This window comes from Salinivibrio socompensis S35 (assembly GCF_000513715.1).
GTDB classification, from domain to species: domain Bacteria; phylum Pseudomonadota; class Gammaproteobacteria; order Enterobacterales; family Vibrionaceae; genus Salinivibrio; species Salinivibrio socompensis.
The window spans coordinates 1-23,782 of the sequence record NZ_AQOD01000018.1; the positions used below are offsets into that span (position 1 = coordinate 1).

At 50.3% G+C, this 23,782-nt stretch carries 21 protein-coding genes and 4 pseudogenes; 17 read left to right on the forward strand and 8 right to left on the reverse strand.

Annotated features, from left to right (window positions below):
• Nucleotides 1–87: 87 nt before the first annotated feature.
• Complete coding sequence (locus DZ54_RS0102435; RefSeq protein WP_025672979.1) at nt 88–759, reverse strand: magnesium transporter MgtE N-terminal domain-containing protein; 672 nt, start codon at nt 757–759, stop codon at nt 88–90.
• Between the two features lie 203 nt (nt 760–962).
• On the opposite strand from DZ54_RS0102435, the gene DZ54_RS18400 reads away from it, so the two are divergent.
• The 4 genes and pseudogenes from DZ54_RS18400 (at nt 963) to msrB (ending at nt 3,935) form a co-directional block, all read left to right on the forward strand.
• The gene (locus DZ54_RS18400; protein WP_205619361.1) at nt 963–1,409 is read left to right on the forward strand and encodes an ATP-dependent zinc protease family protein; all 447 of its coding nucleotides are present in this window, start codon (nt 963–965) and stop codon (nt 1,407–1,409) included.
• Nucleotides 1,410–1,423: 14 nt separating this feature from the next.
• Nucleotides 1,424–2,329 (forward strand): 30S ribosomal protein S6--L-glutamate ligase, encoded by a 906-nt coding sequence (rimK, locus tag DZ54_RS0102445; RefSeq protein ID WP_025672980.1) that lies wholly within the window; start codon nt 1,424–1,426, stop codon nt 2,327–2,329.
• Nucleotides 2,316–3,383: a succinylglutamate desuccinylase/aspartoacylase family protein gene (locus DZ54_RS0102450; protein ID WP_025672981.1), complete on the forward strand. Its 1,068-nt coding sequence runs from the start codon at nt 2,316–2,318 to the stop codon at nt 3,381–3,383. The genes rimK and DZ54_RS0102450 overlap by 14 nt, the downstream gene beginning before the upstream one ends.
• 106 nt (nt 3,384–3,489) lie before the next feature.
• Nucleotides 3,490–3,935, forward strand: a pseudogene (msrB, locus tag DZ54_RS18405) (peptide-methionine (R)-S-oxide reductase MsrB).
• Between the two features lie 34 nt (nt 3,936–3,969).
• Here msrB and DZ54_RS0102460 read toward each other — a convergent pair.
• On the reverse strand, nt 3,970–5,355 hold the full coding sequence (locus DZ54_RS0102460; protein ID WP_025672982.1) for a class II fumarate hydratase: 1,386 nt from the start codon (nt 5,353–5,355) through the stop codon (nt 3,970–3,972).
• Between the two features lie 159 nt (nt 5,356–5,514).
• Here DZ54_RS0102460 and DZ54_RS0102465 point away from each other — a divergent pair, with 159 nt between their 5' ends.
• Complete coding sequence (locus DZ54_RS0102465) at nt 5,515–5,799, forward strand: hypothetical protein (protein ID WP_025672983.1); 285 nt, start codon at nt 5,515–5,517, stop codon at nt 5,797–5,799.
• Nucleotides 5,800–5,843: 44 nt separating this feature from the next.
• Here the strand turns inward: DZ54_RS0102465 and DZ54_RS0102470 are convergent, their stop codons facing one another.
• From DZ54_RS0102470 to DZ54_RS0102480, 3 genes are all read right to left on the reverse strand, one after another.
• Nucleotides 5,844–6,329 (reverse strand): ASCH domain-containing protein, encoded by a 486-nt coding sequence (locus DZ54_RS0102470; RefSeq protein ID WP_025672984.1) that lies wholly within the window; start codon nt 6,327–6,329, stop codon nt 5,844–5,846.
• A gap of 198 nt (nt 6,330–6,527) precedes the next feature.
• A complete protein-coding gene (locus DZ54_RS0102475) occupies nt 6,528–7,775 on the reverse strand; it encodes a cysteine desulfurase-like protein (RefSeq protein ID WP_025672985.1) in 1,248 nt (415 codons plus the stop codon).
• A 2-nt stretch (nt 7,776–7,777) separates the two neighbouring features.
• Nucleotides 7,778–8,413, reverse strand: coding sequence for a 2OG-Fe dioxygenase family protein (locus DZ54_RS0102480; RefSeq protein ID WP_025672986.1), 636 nt, complete (start codon nt 8,411–8,413; stop codon nt 7,778–7,780).
• A 423-nt stretch (nt 8,414–8,836) separates the two neighbouring features.
• Between DZ54_RS0102480 and DZ54_RS18410 the strand changes: the two genes are divergently transcribed.
• The 5 genes and pseudogenes from DZ54_RS18410 (at nt 8,837) to DZ54_RS23205 (ending at nt 14,438) form a co-directional block, all read left to right on the forward strand.
• Nucleotides 8,837–9,286, forward strand: a complete 450-nt coding sequence (locus DZ54_RS18410) for a DUF6151 family protein (RefSeq protein WP_025672987.1) — start codon at nt 8,837–8,839, stop codon at nt 9,284–9,286.
• Nucleotides 9,287–9,614: 328 nt separating this feature from the next.
• Nucleotides 9,615–11,758: pseudogene (gene acnA, locus DZ54_RS18415) on the forward strand (aconitate hydratase AcnA).
• A 4-nt stretch (nt 11,759–11,762) separates the two neighbouring features.
• Nucleotides 11,763–12,353 carry a hypothetical protein gene (locus DZ54_RS26615; RefSeq protein ID WP_276201975.1) on the forward strand — a complete coding sequence of 197 codons (591 nt, stop codon included), beginning with the start codon at nt 11,763–11,765 and terminating at the stop codon, nt 12,351–12,353.
• 520 nt (nt 12,354–12,873) lie between these two features.
• On the forward strand, nt 12,874–13,557 hold the full coding sequence (locus DZ54_RS18420) for a bacteriorhodopsin-like (protein ID WP_205619360.1): 684 nt from the start codon (nt 12,874–12,876) through the stop codon (nt 13,555–13,557).
• Between the two features lie 149 nt (nt 13,558–13,706).
• Nucleotides 13,707–14,438 (forward strand): polyprenyl synthetase family protein, encoded by a 732-nt coding sequence (locus DZ54_RS23205; RefSeq protein ID WP_025672988.1) that lies wholly within the window; start codon nt 13,707–13,709, stop codon nt 14,436–14,438.
• A gap of 22 nt (nt 14,439–14,460) precedes the next feature.
• Here the strand turns inward: DZ54_RS23205 and DZ54_RS23210 are convergent, their stop codons facing one another.
• Complete coding sequence (locus DZ54_RS23210) at nt 14,461–14,679, reverse strand: hypothetical protein (RefSeq protein WP_025672989.1); 219 nt, start codon at nt 14,677–14,679, stop codon at nt 14,461–14,463.
• 161 nt (nt 14,680–14,840) lie between these two features.
• Here DZ54_RS23210 and crtI point away from each other — a divergent pair, with 161 nt between their 5' ends.
• From crtI to DZ54_RS26620, 5 genes are all read left to right on the forward strand, one after another.
• Nucleotides 14,841–16,418 carry a phytoene desaturase family protein gene (gene crtI / locus DZ54_RS0102515; RefSeq protein WP_025672990.1) on the forward strand — a complete coding sequence of 526 codons (1,578 nt, stop codon included), beginning with the start codon at nt 14,841–14,843 and terminating at the stop codon, nt 16,416–16,418.
• Nucleotides 16,415–17,440, forward strand: a complete 1,026-nt coding sequence (locus DZ54_RS0102520) for a phytoene/squalene synthase family protein (RefSeq protein WP_025672991.1) — start codon at nt 16,415–16,417, stop codon at nt 17,438–17,440. Before crtI ends, DZ54_RS0102520 begins: the two co-directional genes overlap by 4 nt.
• Nucleotides 17,441–17,442: 2 nt before the next feature.
• A complete protein-coding gene (locus tag DZ54_RS18430; RefSeq protein ID WP_164831542.1) occupies nt 17,443–18,345 on the forward strand; it encodes a lycopene cyclase family protein in 903 nt (300 codons plus the stop codon).
• A gap of 297 nt (nt 18,346–18,642) precedes the next feature.
• A complete protein-coding gene (locus DZ54_RS0102530; protein ID WP_025672992.1) occupies nt 18,643–19,329 on the forward strand; it encodes a Brp/Blh family beta-carotene 15,15'-dioxygenase in 687 nt (228 codons plus the stop codon).
• Entirely contained in the window at nt 19,326–19,505 is a 180-nt protein-coding gene (locus DZ54_RS26620) for a Brp/Blh family beta-carotene 15,15'-dioxygenase (RefSeq protein ID WP_025672993.1), read from the forward strand. The genes DZ54_RS0102530 and DZ54_RS26620 overlap by 4 nt, the downstream gene beginning before the upstream one ends.
• Before the next feature lie 228 nt (nt 19,506–19,733).
• Here the strand turns inward: DZ54_RS26620 and DZ54_RS18435 are convergent.
• Nucleotides 19,734–20,782: pseudogene (locus DZ54_RS18435) on the reverse strand (glycosyltransferase family 9 protein).
• A gap of 96 nt (nt 20,783–20,878) precedes the next feature.
• On the opposite strand from DZ54_RS18435, the gene DZ54_RS0102545 reads away from it, so the two are divergent.
• Together DZ54_RS0102545 and DZ54_RS18440 are read left to right on the forward strand one after the other, a co-directional pair.
• Nucleotides 20,879–21,280, forward strand: coding sequence for a diacylglycerol kinase (locus DZ54_RS0102545; protein WP_025672994.1), 402 nt, complete (start codon nt 20,879–20,881; stop codon nt 21,278–21,280).
• A gap of 73 nt (nt 21,281–21,353) precedes the next feature.
• A pseudogene (locus tag DZ54_RS18440) lies at nt 21,354–23,182 on the forward strand (DUF3413 domain-containing protein).
• A 66-nt stretch (nt 23,183–23,248) separates the two neighbouring features.
• Here the strand turns inward: DZ54_RS18440 and DZ54_RS0102555 are convergent.
• A partial coding sequence (locus tag DZ54_RS0102555; RefSeq protein ID WP_025672995.1) for a hypothetical protein occupies nt 23,249–23,782 on the reverse strand: 534 nt, incomplete at its 5' end.

Consider the following 23,782-nt stretch of genomic DNA (forward strand, 5'->3'; position numbering starts at 1 on the left):
TAGCCCCAGAATCAAAGGATCCGGCCAATCCAAAGACTTCCCATCCCATCATGCTTAGAACAACCGGGTAACGGTACAACCTCTTCACTACTCTGCCACTTTGTCAGCGCTAGCGTAGATGTCATCACGCGCATTCAAGCTTGGGAATTGGTCTCGCACCAGTTCACTGATTTTTAATAGACCATCGGCACCGAATAACTTGTGGATCGGCACGGCGCCCACCCAAAGTCCACGGCTATCGACCACAAAGACGTGATCACAATACTTCGGCATGACGCGCCGCAACCATCGTAATACCACGTTAATTTTGGTTTTTGCAGGAACGACCAAAGGCTGATGATCACACCAATGCCCGACCTGATTATCGGCATACTGCTGGGCGGAGGCATAACGTTGCTTTTGCTCCGAATCCATCCGACCTAGCGCTTCTTCTAGTAACGGCTCGTTCAGAACATCTTGCAGTTCTAGTAAGGTATCAGCGTCCAAGTCTGCGAAAAGCGCGTGCAACTGGTCGTCATCCACCGCGCGGATAATCGCTTCACTGGCGTCATCTCGCATTTCGGCCAACACAGGAAGCTGTAATGAGGACGACAATTGTTCCCAAAAGCCAACGCGATCCGTCACCGGTAAGGCTTCTAGCAGCAACGCAAGACTATCTAAACTATGGGCTTGCTCAATGTCTTGCACGACATCAAGCGAATCTTGATCAACTTTTGACAGCAGATCATCAATCACTTCTTGTCTCTCACTGGTTTGCATGATATTTCCTTCCTAACGAAACCATGGGCCAAAAAGCATGGGTTAGACCGATAAAGGTCCCCCGTTTCTCCAAAAATGCCATGACATCGCCGCAATCGGTATGCGATGGTTATCACATATCATCGCTGATTTTTCTGATTCTTACCACGCATATTCGTTCTCACTTCTATGGTGAAACGAGGGCTTAATAACAACGAGTAATGATGACAATACCTGTTAAATCGAAAGATAAAGTCTGTGTCGGTTGGCGTGAATGGGTGAGCCTCCCCGAGCTCGATATCGCCCGCATAAAAGCGAAGATTGATACGGGCGCGCGCACCTCCTGTCTTCACACCTTTAAACTCGAAGAGTTCGAAAAAGGCGGTCAGGCATGGGTACGATTCTGGATCCACCCAAATCAAGGCGATGATAAAACCGCCGTTCAAGCCGAAGCCCCTGTTCTCGCTCGACGCATAGTGCGTGACTCAGGTGGCCACGAGCAGCTGCGCTATGTCATACAAACAACGCTTAAAGCGGGATCCTTGTCTTATCCAATAGAAATGACACTCACCGCACGCGATAACATGCGATTTCGTATGTTACTGGGACGCACCGCAATGGCAAGTAAGATCATTGTCGATCCCATGTCTTCATTCCTCCTCAGTAAATAGGAGCCCTAACTACAATGAAAATCGGTATTCTCTCGCGCAACAAAAATTTGTACTCCACGCGCCGCCTCATCGAGGCCTGCGAACAACGTGGACATGACTATAAAATCATTGACGCATTACGCTGCTATATGAGTATTAACTCAACCCAACCGTCGATTCATTTAGCCGGGGAAGATCTTGGCGGATTCGATGCAATTATTCCACGTATTGGCGCCTCCGTTACCTACTATGGCTGTGCTGTCTTACGCCAGTTTGAAATGATGGGCGTCTTTCCGGTGAACGAATCGGTCGCCATCACGCGTTCGCGGGATAAACTGCGTTCTATGCAGCTGCTATCGCGCAAAGGCATCGGTATGCCGCACACCGGCTTTGCCAGTAAGCCCGGCGATATTGCCGACTTGCTTACCATGGTTGGCGGCACCCCAGTCGTAGTAAAACTGTTGGAAGGAACACAAGGCATTGGCGTTGTGCTCGCCGAGACCAAAAAAGCCGCAGAGAGTGTGATCGAAGCATTTATGGGCCTTAAGGCTGATATCTTAGTGCAAGAGTATATTCGAGAATCTAGCGGTGCCGATATTCGCTGTTTTGTTATCGGTGACAAGGTGATTGCAGCGATGAAACGCCAAGCGCAACCGGGCGAGTTTCGATCTAACCTTCACCGTGGTGGCACTGCCACACTCATCAGAATCACGCCAACTGAGCGTCGAACCGCCGTCGCAGCCGCAAAGTCGATGGGCCTCAATGTCGCAGGGGTGGATCTGTTGCGCTCAGAGCGAGGGCCGCTGGTGATGGAAGTCAACTCATCGCCCGGCTTAGAAGGCATTGAGCGTGCGACAGGTAAGGATGTTGCTGGCTTGGTCATTGATTACATAGAAAAAAACGCTAAACCTCAAAGGACACGCACACGTGGGAAGGGCTAAAAAAATCGACGCCATCGAAATCGGTGGACAACATGTTCAATCCGGTCAACGAGCGAGCATCGAACTTGAAATTGCGCGTTTATATACACACGCACCGCTTAACGTCAGTATCGAAGTACTGCACGGCAAGTTGAACGGTCCCGTGCTGCTTGTTTGCGCCGCCATACATGGTGATGAGCTCAACGGCATTGAAGTGGTTCGTCAAATCATGGCGAAAATCGATCCGAAAAAGCTGCATGGCACATTAATTGCGATTCCTGTTGTGAATGTATTTGGGTTTATTCACAAATCACGGTATCTCCCTGACCGGCGAGACCTAAATCGCTCGTTCCCAGGTTCAGAGCGAGGATCCATTGCAGGGAGAATGGCGTACCAGCTCTTTGACCAAGTGATTCGCCAATGCAGTCATGTCATCGATTTACATACAGCAGCCATCCATCGTACCAATTTGCCACAGATAAGAGCTAATCTGGATAATCAAGATGCCGCCGCGATGGCAACCGCATTTGGTGCCCCGGTGGTGGTCGATGCCGCATTGCGTGAAGGGTCGCTGCGCGCGGAAGCAGAGCGTATTGGCATTCCGGTAATCACCTATGAAGCCGGCGAGGCACTTCGTTTTGAGCCTTATGCGATTAATGCCGGGGTACGCGGGGTGATTCGTGTGATGCGCGATCTAGGCATGTTACGTCAAACACGTCGAAAAACGCCTTATCAACCCGTTACGGCCCGATCGACAAAATGGGTGCGAGCAGAAGCCGATGGGTTATTGAGAAGCCATGTTGCACTTGGAGAAAGTGTCAACAGCGGTCAAGTGATTGGCATTATCAGCGATCCTGCCGGCGTGACAGAAACAGAAATCAAAGCCCAGCAAAGTGGTATCGTCATTGGTCAGCACACCCTCCCTGTGGTGAATGAAGGGGATGCGATTTTCCATATTGCGTTTTTCTCACAACCTGATGACTTGATTGAACAACATATGGAAGATTATCGCGATCAAGTGAAAGATGATTTAGATGATGAGATAAAATGGGGGATTGGTACCCTATCAAGTTGATCCGAGCAGTAAAAAGCGACCGTACTACTTGCATCCACTAATAGGATTCATAACATTAGGCGTTTGTAGCACGGGCTACTGTCCGGTCAACAAGAGGAACGACATCATGCTGACATGGCAAGACATCATCGCTCGGAGCGAAGAAGGCAACAGTCATGCCTCCCGCACGTGTAGAAAAGACCGAAGCAAGAGTGGCAAGCACAACTCAGTGACGAAACCTTCCGAGTGACACGTAAAAAAGGCACAGAACGCGCGTTAGCTCTGGTATGCTGTACCCTGTTCGAACCCGGCCGTTATGGCTGCGTATGCTGCGGCACCTTGCTGTTCGATGCCGACGAAAAGTTCGACTCTGGAACAGGCTGGCCCTCTTTTACTCAGCCAGCTGAAGATAGCGCGATTGCGTATCATAAAGATACCAGCCACAGCATGACGCGTGTTGAAACCACATGTGCAACCTGCGATGCGCATCTCGGACACGTCTTTCCTGATGGGCCCGAACCGTCAGGGTTGCGTTTTTGTATGAATGCCATTGCGCTCAAAAAGATGGATTGATGCGTTAAAGGGCGAGGCCGTCTCGCCCTTCGTATTACTCTGCAATACCACCTTGAGTCAGTTTGGTAGGATCGAGCAGCTCCGCCAATTTATCTCGGCCTAGGTCAGTTTCTTCGTCTGCAACATCCAGAATAGGACGTCCTTGTTGATAGGCTTTTTTCGCTATTTCAGCGGCTTTTAAGTACCCAACCACCGGGTTGAGTGCCGTCACCAATATAGGGTTTCGAGACAGGGCGGCTTGCAAGTTATCTTCTCTGACCTTAAAGCTTCGAATCGCTTTATCCGCCAGCAGCCGGCTGGATCCTGCGAGTAAATTAATACTTTGCAGCAAGTTTAAGGCAATCACAGGTAACATCACATTCAATTCAAAATTACCCGATTGACCGGCTACAGTGACGGTGGTGTCGTTACCCATGACTTGCGCCGCGACCATAGCAGCGGATTCTGGGATGACGGGATTCACTTTACCCGGCATGATGGATGAGCCAGGTTGAAGCGCTTCTAGCTCAATTTCACCGAGGCCCGCTAACGGACCAGAATTCATCCAACGCAAATCATTGCTCAGTTTCATCGTTGCCACCGCGCTGGTCTTTAACTGACCATGCAGTGCCACCAGCGCATCCTGACTACCAATGGCAAAAAATGGATTGTCACTGGCAGAAAACGGTGTCCCTGTTAACTCAGATACTGCTCGCGCAAAGCGTTCTGCAAACATGGGATGCGCATTGATCCCAGTACCTACCGCTGTACCCCCTTGGGCCAATCCACGAACAGACGATAAGCTTTGTGTCACTTGAGCCATTGCGTGTTCTATTTGCTGCGACCAAGCCTCCAGCTCCTGTCCAAGCGTCACTGGCATCGCATCCATCAAATGTGTGCGACCCGTCTTAACGATATGACCGACTGCGCGTTTTTTCTCTTGTAAGGCACTCCGTAAATGCGCAAGGGCCGGTAGCAAGTTTTTTTCACAACCTAATGTGGCACTGATTTGAATGGCAGTAGGGACAGAATCATTACTGCTTTGACTCATGTTCACATGATCGTTGGGGCTAACTGACTCACCACTGTGGCGAGAGGCCAACGTGGCAAGTACCTCGTTCATATTCATGTTTGAGCTAGTCCCCGATCCGGTCTGAAACACATCAACCGGAAACTGCGCTAAATGCTCACCATCCATGACGGCTTCAGCACTTTGACGAATCGCGTGTGCGATGTTGCCATCCAGTAAGCCCAGCTCTTCGTTAGCCGTTGCAGCTGCATGTTTCACCATGGCTAACGCGCGAATAAAATCCTCAGGCATCGTCTGGTCGCTGACCGCAAAGTTATTCACTGCACGCTGCGTTTGTGCTTGATACAGCGCACCCGAAGGTACCTCAACGTTACCCATACTGTCTTTTTCGATACGTGTTTTCGCCATGATTATATCCTTTTCATTCACACACCATTTCGATAATGGTTATCATTAACATATTAGCCACGGTTATTGAAACGTATGTAACCTACGCATTTCAAAAATGTCGTGCTAGGGATTGGTTGATGTCCTAAGATGGCGTCACGATCAAAAACAACGAGTGAAACCATGCAAGAAGAAGCCAGTACGCGTATCGAAGACCTGATTACGGTCGTCGAGAATCAAATTACTGACCAAGAGCCTAAAAAAGTCGCCGAGACAGTTATGCGCCTGCGTATGACTGGCTATTCCCGCGAAGAAGCCATTGAATATATCGCCTGTGCATTGATGGTCGAGATCTACGACGTCAGCCAAAATAACGGGCAATTCACGTTATCACGTTACGAAGCCAACTTAGACACTCTGCCGGAAATGCCATGGGCCGATGAGATGAATTTGGACTTGGGTGAGTAAACAAAAACGTTCCTGTCCCTAACTCGTAATCACAAAAAAGCCGCTCAAATGCGGCTTTGGTGTTTAGATGGATAGACTTTCTCAAACTCCTCAAGTACCACGTCCGAGTGCTCGTCAAAATGCAGGCCGTGTGTTTTGGCGTACTGGGAGAAATAGCCCCAATGCGCTTCGTGCCAACATTGGTAAGAGCCGTCTCCCTCGCCTTCACGTGCCGCAAATTCAGCGCTGACTTGGTTAAACGGGCAATCGCTCACTTGCGTGATTCGCACGATGCAAACCGGTCTTTGATGGCCATTAAGCACAATCTTATATTGCCCCTTTTTCGAGATCACCGCATTTTTCTCTTCCAAAGAGCTACGCAACCGGCAATGCGCTTTCTTTTTATTCAGGCTAACCAATGTCGCCACCTCATTGGCTCTCACCGTATGATGACTTAAGGTATCCACGACGACCAAATCATCGGTTGGCCGTTGGTTTGTGGGTAGAGTAGCAAGGTATTGGTGCCAAAAGGCGTATTGTTCTTCAGTCATATGTCTCGCCTTGATTTTTTGAATGATTTCTTGGGCAGTTCAAACAAGTGTCATCTTAACGCTCAGTCCGGTTTTCGCCTATGCGCTAGCTAACGTTTCCATGTTGCATTGTGAATAGATTCACACTTGAACATCAAACCAAGCAAGCTTTGAGCAAAAAAAAGCGGCCCTTTTGGCCGCTTGAGAAGATGGTTTAACTTAATCGTTAATAAATGGCAGTAAGGCTTGATGTAATCTGTCAATTTCATCAATGGTGTTGTAATGCATCATCCCGATGCGGATCACACCGCCTTTATCCAAAATATCAAGCTGCTCACACAAACCTTGTGCATAAAAGTGACCATTCCAAACACACAAGTTTTGCTCACCAAGCGTTTTAGCTACCTCTGCCGGAGACACTCCTTCAATCCGTATTGCAAACGTTGGGGTGCGTTGAACAAGCTGCTTATCATCGGTAATGCCATAGATTCGCACTTTCGGGTAGGCCCGCATCAACTGAATAAAGTGAGCTGACAGTGCCTGCTCGTGGGTTTGGTACTGCGCATAACTTTCCACCAGTCTTTCTCGTAGCGAATGCGTCGGCTCGCCCCATTGTGCGAGGTAGTCCACCGCTGCAATAAACCCAGCAATCGCCTCAAAACTTTGCGTGCCTGTTTCGAAGCGGCCAGGACCTTGATTGGTGGCAGGCTCCACTTTATACGGCTGTAAGGTCTGCACCCACTTCGGCGCGACATACATAAAACCAACATGCGGGCCAAAAAACTTATACGCCGAACAGGCGAGAAAGTCACAGCCTAGCGCCTGTACATCCACTAAGTGATGAGGGGCATAATGCACCGCATCCACATACACTTTGGCGCCGACTTTTTTCGCCATCTCCACCACTTTCGCTACATCCACTAAACTGCCGGTGGTGTTGGAGGCTAGTGTCACCGCGATCAGTTTGGTTTTGTCGGTAATAAGGCTGGCAAGATGCGTCATATCGATAGAATAGTTAGATTCATCAACACGCACCTGTTTGACGATAGCGCCTTTATCGTGCGCGGCTTGCTGCCAGCTAGACACATTTGAATAATGATCAAGTGCCGAGACAACCACTTCATCTCTCGCGTGCCAATCACGGCTAATCGCGCGGCTAAGTGAAAACGTCAACGTAGTCATGTTGGGGCCAAAGACCATACAATTCGGCGATGGCGCATTGACAAAAGCAGCGGCGCTCTCGCGTGCCTGTTGCATCATTGCGGTGGTGTGATGCCCAGAAAAAAATTGTCCACCCAAGTTCGCATTATAATGACCCAAGTATGTCACCATTGCATCCAGCACGGATTGCGGTACTTGCGCGCCTCCAGGCCCATCAAAAAAGGCAACGGACTGGCCATCAATAGTTTGCGTTAATGCAGGGAAACGGCCTCGTACTGCATGGGGAGAAAAGGCTGCCGGTATCATCGTTATTTCCTTGTCGCAGTGAGTACAAATACATCCATCGTGCCTGATTGCGCATGATTAACGGGTATAATGGGCTCGGCATAGTGCCAGAGAGCACGATCATCTAACGCCGCCATTTCACCCGGCATCAAAGGTAGACTAAAGAGTGGTGCGCTGGTTTTGTGACGGAAAACCTGAAAATCACCGCCTTCGATGTTGTCTCGCCCAACACTCACAATCGCAATATAATCAAAACCATCTTGGTGAACCCCCTCTGGCGCAACCTGCACAGACTGATCATCTGCTTGGATTCGGATCTGATGAATCTCAATATCGTTATCGTCACTCAACTGATAGAGATCGCGAAATGTTCGACACATGGCATGAAAGCCAGGCGTTTGAACCGTCTCTGGCTCAATATCTTCAAACATGCGGGCCACATCCCCTTGGAATTCATTGATATCAGAAGTTTGCATAAACGGCCGAGGGGGCAATTTTTCAACCCCACTATCAAAGACATGGACGATCGAATAACGACGCAAGCGAAAGCCCCCATCAGCATGCGAGGTGCCAGGCAAACGATTAAATGATGGCTGGAGCTGTTTGATATGGTTATCGTCTAATTGATTAAGCTGCATGAGTAAGGTTGAGGTATTCATGGCTTTCTCCTTCTATAGCGCCGAAGTGCATCGTTGATGCTAACGCCGTCCAAAAACGAAAATTAACAAAATCATTACACACCATATTCAACCAAACATCCTATAATTTCCAGCTTAAGCCTTATATTTGTCGACCCATAAACCATCAGTCAGAGTTTTAATCTGATGAAAACCATTAAGCTATTGAAAGTCTCCACCTCAATAATTAACATTTATTAAACATTGGCATTAATCACTATCAAATCGGTAATAAGACATATTTTAAACAACAACAAAGCCTGTTTTCTGTCACGAAAAGTTGCCATAAGGACGATACTGAGACACCTTGCTCCCTTCAACCGCCCTACTTTGTCGGTATAACACCTGTTTCAACACACAACCTCTATACTCATAGACAGAATGCTGGTTTTAGGGAGAGACGATATGGCACGCTTAGCCATTCAATGTTCATGTGGGCAGATAATGGGCGAGATAATTGACGCGCAGCAGAGCCAACGCTGTGTGTGCTTTTGTCAAGACTGTCAGTCTTACGCACAACTACTCGGCTATCATACTGAATTGCGTCCAGGGGGCGGAACGGAAATACTTCAGATTACGCCTGCTCAACTGCGTATTTACTGTGGCAGAGACCAATTAACCTGTGCCAAGTTATCGGAAAAAGGGATTTACCGATGGTATGCGCATTGTTGTCAAACACCAATTGCTAACACCATCAGTGCCACTATTCCCTTCGTTGGTGTAAACAGTGCGTGCTACCACATTGATGGGGAGAATGAAGAAGAAATAGGGCCGTGCGCTGGTATGTACAAGGGCAAGATGCGCGATCGACGCCGCTCGAAGGCTCGGTTCATCCTCGTTTTCCTCTTAGATTAATGGTAAACACAGCACTTAAAATCCTCTGGGCGCGACTATTGGGTAAACATCGTCCCAACGTGTTTTTCGACCGACAAGGGCGCGCCTCGCGGCGTGGTCCACCATGTAGACTCATCTGGTTCAGGCTCGAATGATCATCAGCCACAGTCTTGAAATAAAAGAGATCATCGATGACAGTGATTGGTTATATCGTGATAACGAACCTTTAACTTCAACAAAACCCCATTTACAATAATGTGGCAAAAATAAGCAATCCCCCGAGCGAAGTGGCAAATCGATAATCGGTGCCGCTTCTCTTACTCACAATAACGGACAAGGGGAGGCATCCGTGAGCAACCCATCTCAACACCAAGATAGCTTCAACACCCGACGTACCCTACACGTCAATGGTGAAACCTACGACTATTATCGATTAGACGCGCTCTCAGACCAATTCGATATCAGCCGCTTACCTTACTGCTTGAAAGTCCTGCTAGAAAATTTGCTACGCAAAGAAGACGGCAAGAATGTCTCTGCCGATGACATTCGTACGCTTTGCCAGTGGCAAGCTGATCAAGCCGGACAAGATCAGGTCAACTTCACACCCGCTCGCGTTGTCCTGCAAGACTTCACCGGCGTGCCCGCTGTGGTTGATTTAGCTGCCATGCGTGCCGCCATGCGAGACTTAAAAGGCGATCCGGTTAAAATTAATCCGATCGGCGCGGTTGATCTGGTTATTGACCACTCAGTGATGGTTGATGACTACGGCCATGTTGATTCTTTGAAAAAAAACACTGAGATTGAGTTCGAGCGTAACGGCGAGCGTTACCAATTCTTACGTTGGGGCCAACAAGCATTCTCCAACTTCCGTGTCGTACCTCCAGGCACTGGCATCGTGCACCAAGTCAACCTTGAATATCTCGCTCCCGGCGTACTCGTCGAAGAGAAAGGTGGCAACAAGCTGGCGATGCCAGACACGCTGGTTGGCACGGATTCTCACACCACCATGATTAACGGACTCGGTGTACTTGGTTGGGGAGTTGGCGGTATCGAAGCCGAAGCCGCGATGCTCGGCCAGCCCATCACCATGCTGATCCCAGAAGTCGTGGGTTTTGAGTTAAAAGGCGAACTGCCCGCTTCAGCGACTGCCACTGACCTCGTGCTCACCGTCACCCAAATGCTACGTGAACGCGGCGTCGTGGGTAAATTTGTTGAATTTTATGGCCCAGGCCTAGCGAAGTTACCACTGGCTGACCGCGCAACTATTGCCAATATGGCCCCAGAGTATGGCGCGACATGCGGTATTTTCCCGATAGATAATGAAACCCTCAGTTACATGCGCTTAACTGGCCGTACCGACGATCAAATTAGCTTGGTCGAAACCTATGCCAAGCACAAGGTCTGTGGCGTGATGATGACGCACCTGTCGCGGACTACAGCGATACCTTGCAGCTTGATCTTGGCGATGTTGTATCCAGTCTTGCCGGTCCGAAACGGCCACAAGATCGCATTGCCTTAACCGATGCGAAAAGTCAGTTTGATCAGTTACTAGAAAAAGAACAGGCAGCCGCAAATAATGTGATTGCAAGCTTTGCCAGCGAAGGCGGACAAACGGCCGTAGACAACCCAAGCTTGCGCGAACAGGGCAAAGTGGAAGTCGAATACAAAGGAGAAACATTCAACCTTGAACATGGTGCGGTTGTGATCGCTGCAATTACGTCTTGCACGAATACGTCGAATCCTGCTGTGTTAGTGGCGGCTGGTTTAGTCAGCACAAAAAGCACACGCGCTGGCTTAAAGACCAAGCCGTGGGTTAAAACATCATTCGCCCCAGGCTCACAAGTGGTGCCGGCCTATCTAGAAAATGTTGGCCTGCTCGAACCGCTTGCGGCGCTTGGCTTTAATATCGTCGGCTTTGGCTGTACCACCTGTATTGGTAACTCAGGCCCCTTGCCTGAGCCGATCACTGAAGCCATTCGCTCTGCAGACCTACTCGCTACCAGTGTGCTTTCCGGCAACCGTAACTTTGAAGGCCGTATACACCAAGATGTGAAAGCCAACTATCTGGCGTCACCGCCATTGGTGGTTGCCTACGCACTGGCTGGCAATATGAATATTGATGTTCTCAAAGAGCCGCTAGGAAAGGATCAACACGGTAAGCCCGTTTATCTTAACGATATTTGGCCAACGCCAAAAGAAGTGGCAGACACTATCCAGGCGGCAATGACGGATAGGCTGTATCAAGATAAATATGCCGATGTGTTTGCGGGAACCGAGGCATGGCAACAGCTCCCAGTGCCACAAGATGAGATCTACTCATGGCCAGAATCGACCTATGTCAAAAAGCCGACGTACTTTGATAGCATGACCATGGCACTCCCTGAGATAGAGCCAATCAAAGGGGCGCGTTGTGTGGTCAAAGTGGGCGATTCCATCACCACTGACCATATCTCGCCAGCCGGGGCGATTGAAGCCAGACAGCCCAGCGGGTGAGTATTTGAAATCCAAAGGTGTTGAGCCGAAGGATTTTAACAGCTATGGCTCACGCCGTGGTAACCACGAGGTGATGGTGCGCGGCACCTTTGCTAACGTGCGCTTGAAAAACCAAATGGCCCCGGGCACTGAAGGCGGTATGACCACTTATTTGCCCACCAATGAGCAAATGAGTATTTATGAGGCGGGTCAACGCTATCAAGCAGACGACACGCCATTGGTGGTTCTTGCCGGCAAAGAGTATGGGACGGGCTCGAGCCGTGACTGGGCGGCAAAAGGCACTAACCTGCTGGGTATTAAAGCGGTCATTGCCGAAAGCTTTGAGCGTATTCACCGCTCTAACTTAGTCGGCTTCGGTGTATTGCCGTTGCAGTTTAAAGACGGCGACTCCGTTGAATCACTAGGGCTGGATGGCACAGAAGCGTTCGACTTTGAGGAGATCAGTGGCGAACCGTCCACCCTCAAAGTGCGAGCCGTGCGCGATGACAAAACCATGGAGTTTGACGTCAACGTGCGCATCGACACCGCCGTCGAGTGGGATTATTACCGTCATGGCGGCATTCTCCACTACGTGCTGCGCCAGCTCGCTAGCTAATATCGGCATCCTTAGTGCAAAGGCCCCGCGGGGCCTGTTTTTTACACACCCACTAGGAATCCAACATTTTAGACATAAGCATCAAGAATAAAGGATAGGAAGGGGATGGCTCAGGATAATCGTCGAACCTGGGTCATCACAATATAAAAAGCGCCATTACCATGACTCTAAGGGCTATTCGACACTCATTTTTTAGTATCCGATCTCCCTACCATCAAACATAAATGATGCATCAACGCTGTCCTCGATTCCACGGCTCAAAACGATGGCATCACGAGTGTTCATGTAAAATAAAGTCAAGGTGACTCAAATCACAGATCCGTGCGCTGTGGAAAATATCACATATAAATTATTGAAATTATTTATGGGCACAACTACACTCAAATCAGTCATAACTGACTGAGTTTATGGACAACCCTTTATTGACATCTCGCAGTACACTGACTATGTGCTCAAAAGCCTCACACAGCATTTGACCGGTGCCTGCATGCTTAATCAACACCAATGGAGATAACAACCTATGGAAATTGAGCTTCTAACTTTAGGGCAATATTCATTTGTCCAAAACGCATTTTCTTTTGGCTTTGCCGTATTAGCCGCAGCTACCTTATTCTTTTGGCTGATGAAATCAGAACTTGCCGCTGAATACCGTCTTGCTGTCACAATCACAGGTTTGGTCACTGCCATTGCAGCTTACCATTACCTGTCCATAATGTTCTCTTGGAATGCTGCAGCCGATATCACATCGGGGGAAGTCATTGCTACAGGCAAACCTTTCAATCAAGCTTACCGTTACGTAGATTGGTTGCTAACCGTGCCGTTGCTGCTCATTGAGCTTATTCTTGTCATGCGCCTTTCCAAGGCAGAAACCATCAAGAAATCAACGACGCTCGGTGGAGCCGCTGCATTGATGATTATCTTAGGGTACCCAGGCGAAGTATCCAATGTGGGCGGTCTACGCTTTGTGTTTTGGGTCCTGTCTATGATTCCGTTCGTTTACATCATATATCAGCTAGTTGTCGGACTGAAAGAGTCAATATCACAGCAACCTGAGAGTGTTAAGAATTTGATCAAAATATCTACTTATTTGGTCATTGGTTCATGGTTGTTCTACCCATTGTCTACCTTTTCCCGCTGGTTGGCTTGCAAGGTGGTGCTGCCATCACCGCTGTCGAAATTGGTTATACCATCGCTGACATTGTAGCGAAAGCAGTATTTGGTCTCTTTATCTTTGTTATCGCGATGCGTAAATCACAAGCATTGAAAGAAGAAAGAGCCACTATTGAAGCTGCGGGTGATAGTGATGAAATGTCAACACTTTCATAGACGTTGGCGTTCATAACAGGAGCTTTATTGGCCACGGATGGCCATGACAATAAGGGTATTGGTATGGACATAGCAATGCTGGGTCAAACTGCGATGCTCAATGTAACAGATGCGCTCAACACCGATCAGACGTTTTCGAAATACGAGGATGTGTTGTTAACGGAAAGCGAATATGGCGATATTGACACAGAACTTGTTAGCGTCGCTGAACTAATGCGCAGCAGTCTAAATGCCCCTGACAGCTGGCCTGCAACCGCTGCCAGTCTTTATCATTTGAACGTACCTGGTAGTCAATTACGTGCGCGCTTGGCATTATTAAGTGGCATGGCATTTGGAGCGTCAATCAGACACCGTATTGCGGCTGCGGCTGCCTCAGAACTCATTCACAATGCTTCATTGGTCCACGATGATCTGTGTGACGGAGATGCTCAGCGTCGCGGACAGGCCACTGTCTGGAAGCGCTACAATCCTAACGTGGCGTTGTGTTCCGGGGATATGATGTTGACTGCGGCGTTTCGCGCTGCACTGGTAAGCGATTCGTCCTCTCACCAACTGGCTCTATTACAGCTGCTGACCGATCGCACTAGCCAAGTCATTGGCGGACAGAGCATTGAAGTTGCTAAACCCAGAGTTCCTACTGAGACGTCGTTCGTCAATACTGCAAAATTTTTCACTGAATACCAGAAAAAAGTCCGCTTGACCGACTATTTGCAAGCGACATTAGCAAAAACAGCCCCCCTGATCGCCTCTGCCACTTGAGGCTGGGGCATTAGGCGGTAAGCTAACTAGCGAGGAACATGATCGGATCCGCTATTTTGCCAATGCCGTCGGACTGGCTTATCAGATTATTGATGATCTCGACGATGTTGATGTCAATCATCTGAGTCATTGCTGGCCATCTAAATTTCATGACTATCACGCTTGGCCACAACACTGGCCGCTGAGTGATAAACGTTCCGGTAACCCAGTGGCAATCGCCATGCAGCGCGCCGTCAGACATGCCTCGGCATCGTTATCTCGCGCTGAAAAGTTGATTGAACATTTTCCTGACCAGCTGGCGACTGCCTTAGCTGCTATTCTTGCCAAACTTCGTCAGCAGCTTGTGAGACATGATCAATCAATTGCGGGCTGCTTTCATCTTTGCCCAGAGGACTCGGCCACATGAACACATCCAATACCTTTGTAGCGCATTCATCCATTGGTTCGACCAATCAGACAAACAAGGCAATTGTCATCGGTTCAGGTTTTGGCGGCCTAGCCGTCGCGCTTCGTCTTCTGTCTGACGGCTGGAACGTAGAGTTGTTGGAGCGACATGGTGACCTCGGCGGCCGAGCCCGAGTTTTCCATCTTGATGGGGTGGCATTTGATGCTGGTCCTACGGTTATTACAGCACCATTTCTTTTCGAAGAATTGTTTGAGCGTTTCGGTGAACGTTTGGAACAGCATGTAACGCTTTTGCCGGTCGAGCCTTTCTATCGCATGGATTATGCCGACGGAAGCCACTTTGATTATAAAAGTGACATTGATGACACCATAGCTGAAATCGAGCGCCTGGCACCTGGCACGAGCGGCGCCTATAAAGATTTTTTGGCCGCCACCGAGAAGATGTATCAGCGCGGCTTTATTGACCTAGCCGAGCAGCCATTCACCAAAGTTACCGATATGCTAAAGGTTTTGCCGGATTTGGTGCGCCTGAGAGCAGACAAAAGCCTATATACCTTTGTATCGCGCTTTTTTGATGACGAGCGCCTCAGGCGCGCCTTTTCCGTACCTTCTCTGTTGGTCGGCGGGCACCCATTCCACACTTCGTCGTTGTATGGCTTGATCCATGCCTTGGAGCGACGAGGCGGTGTCTGGTATCCTAAGGGCGGCACTGGCGCTCTGGTCACAGCACTCGCCGATCTTTTTCAGCGCCACGGTGGTACTATTCACACTGGTCAAGAAGTTACCGCGCTACGCGTTGGTTATGGTCGTGTGACCGGCGTCGAAGTCAACGGTGATAAGCATCACGAAACGGATATTGTAGTCAGCAACGCTGACCCACTGCATGTCTACGAAAAATGGCTGCCCATGGGGCATTGGGGTAGACTGCTCAATGGTTTCCGGCGTCGTATGAAACAATCCATGGGGTTAGTGGTTGTCTATTTTTTAACCAATCGCTGCTATAAAGAGCTAAATCACCACACTATAGTGTTTGGTGATACCTTCAAAGAAATTCTAGATACAATTTTTGATGACCACGACGTGCCGGAAGATCTGAGTCTGTATCTGCACCGGCCTAGCGCGACCGATCCTGAGATGGCGCCGACAGGTGGCGATGCTTTCTATGTTCTGGCTCCCGTACCTAACCTTCAGGGGTGTCAAGACTGGGAAACGCTTGAACCAAAACTAACTCAAAATATCCTATTGACTCTGCAACAGCGACTGATGCCGGATCTGTTTGAACAGCTTGGGGTGACCCATACCGTGTCGCCACGTTATTTCCACGAGGCGCTATCCAGCCCGTTCGGCAGCGCTTTTTCTATCGCCCCGACACTGACTCAGTCCGCGGGCTTTCGCTATCATAATCGTTCGCCACATTATCAAAACCTGTATTTTGTCGGTGCGGGGACGCACCCCGGTGCTGGGGTTCCTGGTGTAGTGTCATCAGCCGGTGTAGTGGAAAAGCTGGTCAAAGAAGATTATGCCTTTGGCCCCAGAACATTCACATCTCCCCAAGGCAAGACTACTGCATTATGACCACCGCTACTGTAACTTCTCGGGCTACCCTGCGCCAGCATGGGAAAAGCTTTTATTGGGCGGGCCTGTTTCTGCCTCGTCATCAGCTAGCGGCGAGCGCACGCCTTTACCACATCTGCCGCCAAATAGATGATATTGCCGATACCGCTGAAAACGAAGCTCAACGACAGCGCGCTCAAAAGGTACTGTCTTGTTTGCAAGAAAGGTTAAATGCTTATTTACAACACGGTATCCCCCCCAACAAAACCAACGCAACGTCCAGTAAAGATGGGGCACTGACAGACGCCGAGCAACCACTCGTTGAAGCCCTTGAAGCCGATATTATCGCACTGTTTGCAATGGATTCACGCAGCCTGCACGCAATGCGGGATCTGGTGGCCACCATGGTAATCGACATTTCTCCCGTTCAGCTCGAGGACGAACAATCTCTGGTGACGTATGCCTATGGAGCGGCGGGAACTGTCGGTGTGATGATGGGCCAGTTGATAAACACCCGAGATCCAGATCACTCCCTTGCCTTTGCCATCGACCTTGGGGTGGCGATGCAAATGACCAATATTGCTCGAGATGTACTAGAAGATGCCCAAAACAACCGAGTTTATCTCCCGCAAGCCTGGCTGAAGCAACCGGTAACAGCTGACGCTATTGCCCATGGTGAGCCACAAGCTCGTCACCAAGCCTGGCAAGCAATTGAGATCCTTATTGAACGTGCTGAAGCCTATTATGAAAGCGGCTGGCAGGGTCTGGCATATCTACCACCGCGCACTAGGCTAGCCATCGGCATTGCCCTGCGGGTGTATCGCAAGATCGGGCGGCGTATTCAGAGCCTAAGCGAAGAGGACTACTGGGCTCAGCGTGTGGTGGTACCCAAAAGTAGCAAGCTGATGCAAAGTCTGCTAGCACTACCCGCACTGTTTAACACTTCTCCCGCCTGGCATGATACAGCTTTGCATCAGCCGCTGGAGGCGCAAGTATCGGCCTATGGGCTAAAACCCTATACGTTAAACTCAGGGGAGTTATGACCATGAGTCTCCCCCAGGAAATCGATATTGCCATTCTCGGCGCTGGTCTTGCCGGCTTGAGTATTACCAGCTGGCTAGATGAGCTGGCACCCGCGGATGCATCCCTGCCGCGCCTGCTTCTGCTTGAGGCGCGTGAAGAAGACACCCACGACCGCACCTGGTGCTTCTGGGATCAAGTTGCCCACCCCTTCAAAGATGCAATCAGTCACCGCTGGCCATCCTGGCAGGTAGGCAATGCAGGTGAACAGGTGGAATATAGCGATCCCAACCACCCTTACGCTATGCTGTCTGCCGATGCCATGCGCCGCTCGGCCTATAGCAGGATAGCTAAACGCAATGAGTTCACGCTGATACGAGGCATTAAGGTTGATGCCATTACGCCGCAAAGTCAGTCACTGCGCATAACCACCTCACAGGGTCATCTCAACGCCAAGGTGGTGATCGATACCCGCCCACCGCCGTTGAGCGCACTGGCACAGTTACAGGGTGTCTGGCAGGTGTTTCACGGTGCGGTAGTTTACCAGCCAAATCACGGCTATGACCTGTCAAAAGCCCGCCTGATGGACTTTCAGACTGGTCATAACGGTATCCATTTTATCTATTTACTCCCACTGGACGAAAACCATCTGCTAGTTGAATGGACCTGCTTTGACGTTGACCGACACAGTGAGGCATGTAAGAACCTGCTGACGGACAAATTACCGTGGATGCTAGCAAGCTGGCTAGATGAACACCTGGGCAAGGGATGGGTTGTTCAGCGCAGCGAAATCGGCTGCCTACCCATGATGCCAGTCACTCCCCCCCACCTGAATTCACGCTATCTGTCCGCAGGTATTCGTGGCGGCTGGATGCGCCCAGCTACAGGTTATATGTTTGCCAGCTGTCAACAGGCGCTGCCGATATAGCCAGACAGCTTCTCAAAGCGCACACTCTCAACGACTGGCACTTGACTCCGCCACGCCTGCGTTCACCGGCGATCGAATGGATGGACAAGGTCTTTTTGCAGGCAATTCGTCAACACCCGAACGCTGCGTCCAGCTGGTTCTTTCAGTTATTCGCCAACACCACGGCAGCTCAGCAACGGCGCTTCCTGGGAGACCAACCCAGTGCTGGTGATCTGCTGGCGATTATACAGGCACTGCCCTCAGCTCCCTTGATACAGGCTGCGTTGCCACGTTTTTCCGCATTAGGCGGGCACTGATATGCAGTCGACCAATCGTCCACCTGCTTTCTGGTTGTTTCCAATAGGCCTAGTCGTTGCCCTTTGTTTCTCAGCATTGCCTGGTGAATGGCCGCTTTATGTCATCTTAGCCGTCAGTACCGCCCTGCTCGGCTTGCCCCATGGTAGTCTGGATGCCGCAGTGGCCAAAAGACACCTACCGCTAAAGGGCACTTCACAAATCGTATGGTTCTATCTGGGGTACCTGACATTGGGAGGGGGAGTGCTAGCGATCTGGTGGCAAGTGCCCAATGCGGCATTGGCGGCTTTTCTGCTTTACTCAGCAGTGCATTTCGCCGATGATATTGCCGTGCGGGTTGGTCATTTAGGCGGTACTGCCTATGGGCTTTGGGTACTTTCACTTCCGGTGACCTTCCACCCCGAACAAGTGCAGCAGCTGTTTGAAATGCTTGGTGCCAACCATGCCGCTCACATCATCGCTGTCGTGCCTTACACCCTTGCGCTTGGCGGAGGAGGACTAGCGATTTGCCTAGCGCTGCACCCCCAGCCGGCAACCAGCGACTGGCGCGACCCCTTGCTGCTAGCCGCGGGGGCGGCCCTGCTCCACCCACTGGCATATTTTATTGCTTACTGGTGCTTTCTTCATAGCCCTCGCCATCTTGAACTAGTCGCTAGAGATTTGGGCATCCGCGGCTGGCGAGAGCGTTGAAAGCGGTAGCGCCCATCACTCTGGTGACCTATGGGCTGGCCCTGGGTGCTTTGCCTTTCCTAATGGAATTACCCAGTGATGCTGCTTTGATGCGCGTCATTTTTATCGGACTGGCCGCCTTGACGGTGCCTCACATGGTACTAGAGCTGATTGTTAGCCCGCGCCGAACGGGCTAGGTCAAACATCATAACCCTTTATTTTTTCGGGACATTGCCTGGTTCAATATGTTCCGTTTCCCACTTAGCGCGTCTGTCGTCCTCTTCTCACTCACAGCATACAAGCGGAGGTGATGCACCGCGATAGTTGCGGCAGCATGAAGGCCACCCCATTTGGGATGACACTAAATCTCTACGAAAAGTGAAACCGAGACACGTTGGTATGATCAATCAGCCGAGGCGCCAACATCAAAACGAATGTTTCGCCATCATGTTTTCAAACGCGTCGATCACCTGCTGCGTGTCAATGGCAGCCATCACGTGATCGCCTTTCACCCGCGTGCTCCATGCCAATTGTTCTATCGGCTTACCATGTTGCTGTTCGGCAAAGGTTTCGTAAACACTGACCACATCCGCGAGATTATTGTATGGGCCGGTCCGCTTCGGGTTGCTATGCCCATAAAGGCCCAAGATGGGCGTGCCTTGCGTAGTTGCCATGTGTGCTGGGCCAGAATCGGGGGCCAGTACCGCATCGGCACGCGCGAGCACCGCGGCTAATTGCTTGAGACTCGTTTGCCCCACTAAATTGATCACCGGCACATTAGCGGCCGCAATAATGCGCGCTGATAGTGTTTGTTCACGCGCTGCCGGTGAGCCACACAGCACTACCTGATAACCTTTACCGACCGCGTAGTCGGCAAACTCTGCATAACGCTCTGACAGCCAGTTGCGCTCATCTTTACTCGCTGCAGGGCTGATCACAATAGTGGCTTGTCACCGAGTTGTTTTTCGGCAAAGGCATGATCGTTTTTAGAAAGCGGCAATTGCCACTGCGGCGGGTTAACCGGCACACCCAAGTATTGCGTAAAAGCGAAAAAGCTATCTAACACATGGCAAGATTGGGTATCGGGGATCCGTTTATTGGTAAACAGCCACTGTCCCTCTTTCGCTCGGTGACGATGAAAACCCACGCGATGACGCGCGCCGATCCCCACAGTCAATAAACTAGCGCGTAAAGCAAGCTGCATATGCACTAGCGCATCAAACCGGCGATCTCTCAGCTGCCGCCAGACCTGGCGCATACCGGCCAAGCCCGCTTTTTTATCAAACACCACCAGCTCCACCCCTTCAAGCCCGGCTAAAAGTTGTGCTTCGACTTTACCAACCACCCAAGTGATCTGTGTCTGCGGCCAATGACGCTGTACTGCTTGAATCGCCGCGACCGCATGACAAACATCGCCAATCGCAGATAGGCGCAAAAAACACAGGGAGCGTGGGGCGTGAGTAAACAGAGGCATAACAAATTCCAATTAAGTTATCGCGCCGATTATGCAGTTGGCTCGGTTAAATGTAAAATGCCAGCCTATCGACTCACTTGTTACGAGAATGTATTTATGGGCGCTAATACATCCCCCCCAAAAAAGCCTCGCGGGCTTGTGCGTATCATTAAAGCTGCCGGCTACTCTTGGGCTGGCTTAAAAGCGGCATTCCAGCATGAGGCTGCGGTTCGCCAAGAGGTTATATTGCTGGCCGCAGCGCTTAGCCTATTACTCTGGCTACAATTACCTTTGATGGACTCTTTGATGATGTTCAGCGTCATTGTGTTGGTTATCATCGTTGAGCTGCTTAATTCCGCCATTGAGGCCGTGGTCGACCGAGTCGGTGAAGAGCGCCATGAGCTCAGTGGCAGAGCAAAGGATATCGGCTCTGCAGCGGTGTTTGTCAGTTTGCTTTTAGCGGGTGTAGTCTGGATCGCCATCCTTTGGCATCATTTTGGTGCGCAGCTTATTCACTAATGCCCGTGACCATACAACCCGGCAACTCGCCCATTACGTTGCCGATTAATTAACTCAACTGTGATGAAAAACCATGTCTTTTAAATCGCGACTTCAAACACACAGCTGGTTTATAGCCATTAATGCCTTGGTTTTAATGGCAATAGCCAGCCGCTACTTTGCGTTTCTACCCAGTTTTCCGACGGAACCACTTGGCATTACCTTCATCGTGGTGAGCACCTTTAGTCAGATGGCTTTACTTGCCGCTATTGTTGGTTTGCTGACAATCCCGTTTTTGCTATTGCCAACCAAAGTGCGCCGACCATTGCTCGCCTTGATTGCCTCCATTGGGGTGATCACCCTTTTCATCGATACCGTCGTCTTCGCCCAGTATCGATTTCACATCAATGCTATGGTGCTCGATCTTATTTTGGCAGGGCAAATCGTCAGCTTCCCACTCGTCACCTGGTTGATGGTGATCGGTGGTGTAATCGCCTGCCTCGCCGCGCAATGGGGACTGCTGGCCGCGCTATCGCGTACACATTATCCCCACCAGCACAAAGTCGGTAAAAAATTTGTTCTGCTCACTTTTCTTACCTTGCTCGCCACGCACGGGATTCATATTTGGGCCGCTGCCTATGCGTACCAACCCGTGACAACGGTTAAGCGTTATTTGCCACTTTTCTATCCGGCCACGGCCAACAGTATGATGCGTAAAAACGGCTGGATTGATGAGCAAGCGTTGGCCCGGCAAAAAGCGATGGATGTTGACCGCGAAGGCGACCTTAACTATCCACTCTCACCACTAGAAACCACCAAGGTTGAACAGCCAGTGAATATCATGTTTTTGGTGGTTGACTCATGGCGCGCTGACACCTTCAATGCCGACAATACGCCCAACCTTTGGGCGCTGGCGAAAAATGGCCGCACTTATTCGCATCATTTGGCCACGGGTAACGCGACTCGCACCGGTATTTTTGGTTTGTTCTATGGTATACCCGGCACCTATTGGCACAGTTTTCTTGCCAACCAACAATCGCCAGTACTGATGGATCGATTGCAGGCACTGGATTATCAGGTAGCATTTTTACCGCGACGCAGCTAGAAAAGCCGGAGTTTAACCAAACCATTTTTGCTAAGGTTCCCAATTTACGCAACGGTTCTGATGGCGATTCTCCCGCCGAGCTAGACGCGGATCTGACCGAAGATTGGATGAGCTGGCACCAGCAGCGTGACCCAACTCGTCCTACATTCTCGTTTTTATTCTATGATGCACCGCATGGCTATGACTTCCCCGCTGATTTCACGCCGAAGTACCAGCCTATGTTGGATGAAATCAACTACCTCAAGTTAAACAACGAGACCGACCCGACACCGTTTTTCAATCGCTACAAGACCAGCGTGCGTTACGTTGATAGCTTGGTTGCCAAGGTGGCTGAAGAACTTAAACAGAGCGGGGAGTTCGACAATACCTTGATTGTGGTCACCGGTGATCACGGCCAAGAAATGAATGACAACCAGCTGAATTTTTGGGGGCATAACAGTAACTTTACCGACCCACAAATACACGTGCCTTTCGCGATGATAGGCCCCGGCATCGATGCAAAACAGGTCGATACCGGCAAACAGCTGACCAGCCACCAAGATGTTACGCCCACCCTGATGAAGCATTATTTGGGCGTGACGTCAGATCCGGCCAGCTACGCGATTGGTCATGACTTGCTGGCGACAAACCCTGGGCAAGATTGGGTGTTATCATCAAACTATAGCGGCTATGCGTTAGTAACCGACGACACCATTTTAGAAGTGGGCGCAGGTGGTCAGTACCAATACATGGATAACACCAACCGACCCTTAGAAAACGCGTCACCTGACTTTGCGCAAATGGAAAAAGCCCTCGAGCAAATTAGCCGTTTCCGCTAGTCCATCGTTTGCGCGTTATCCCCATTCATGAGCCTCTGTCTTCCAGAGGCTCATCTATCAATGTTTCTACAGGCTAGATCCAGTCAAAAACTGCACAAACGCCTGCCATTGCGCTGACGCATCGGTCAGCTTGGCCGGATAAAAACGAACAATCTTGCCGGGTCGCGTTTGTGCCAACATGCTTAAGCTGGCACGGGTTAAACAGCCAAGCTTAGGATAACCGCCTAATGTTTGCCGATCGTTGAGCAACACAATCGGCTGGCCGTCAGGTGGCACTTGCACTGCCCCAAGCGCAATGCCTTCGGAGACAATGCCCGGCTGCTTGCTCATCACACTAGGTCCATTGAGCCGCACGCCCATGCGATCACTGTGCTGATCAACCGTGTATTCGCTATCGAAAAATGCCGTCAGCGCCGCTGAGCTGAAGCTATCAAATTGATACCCCGGTAAAAGGGCTAGCGGCGTCAGGGCATTATAGTCAGGAATAAAACGTGTCGGCACACCGCGCACCCTTGGCAACAGAGCATGTGGTCGGCAAGCTAGCCAATCCCCTTTCGCCAACGGCAAACCGCCCACCTGCTCACCCAATCCGGAATGCAG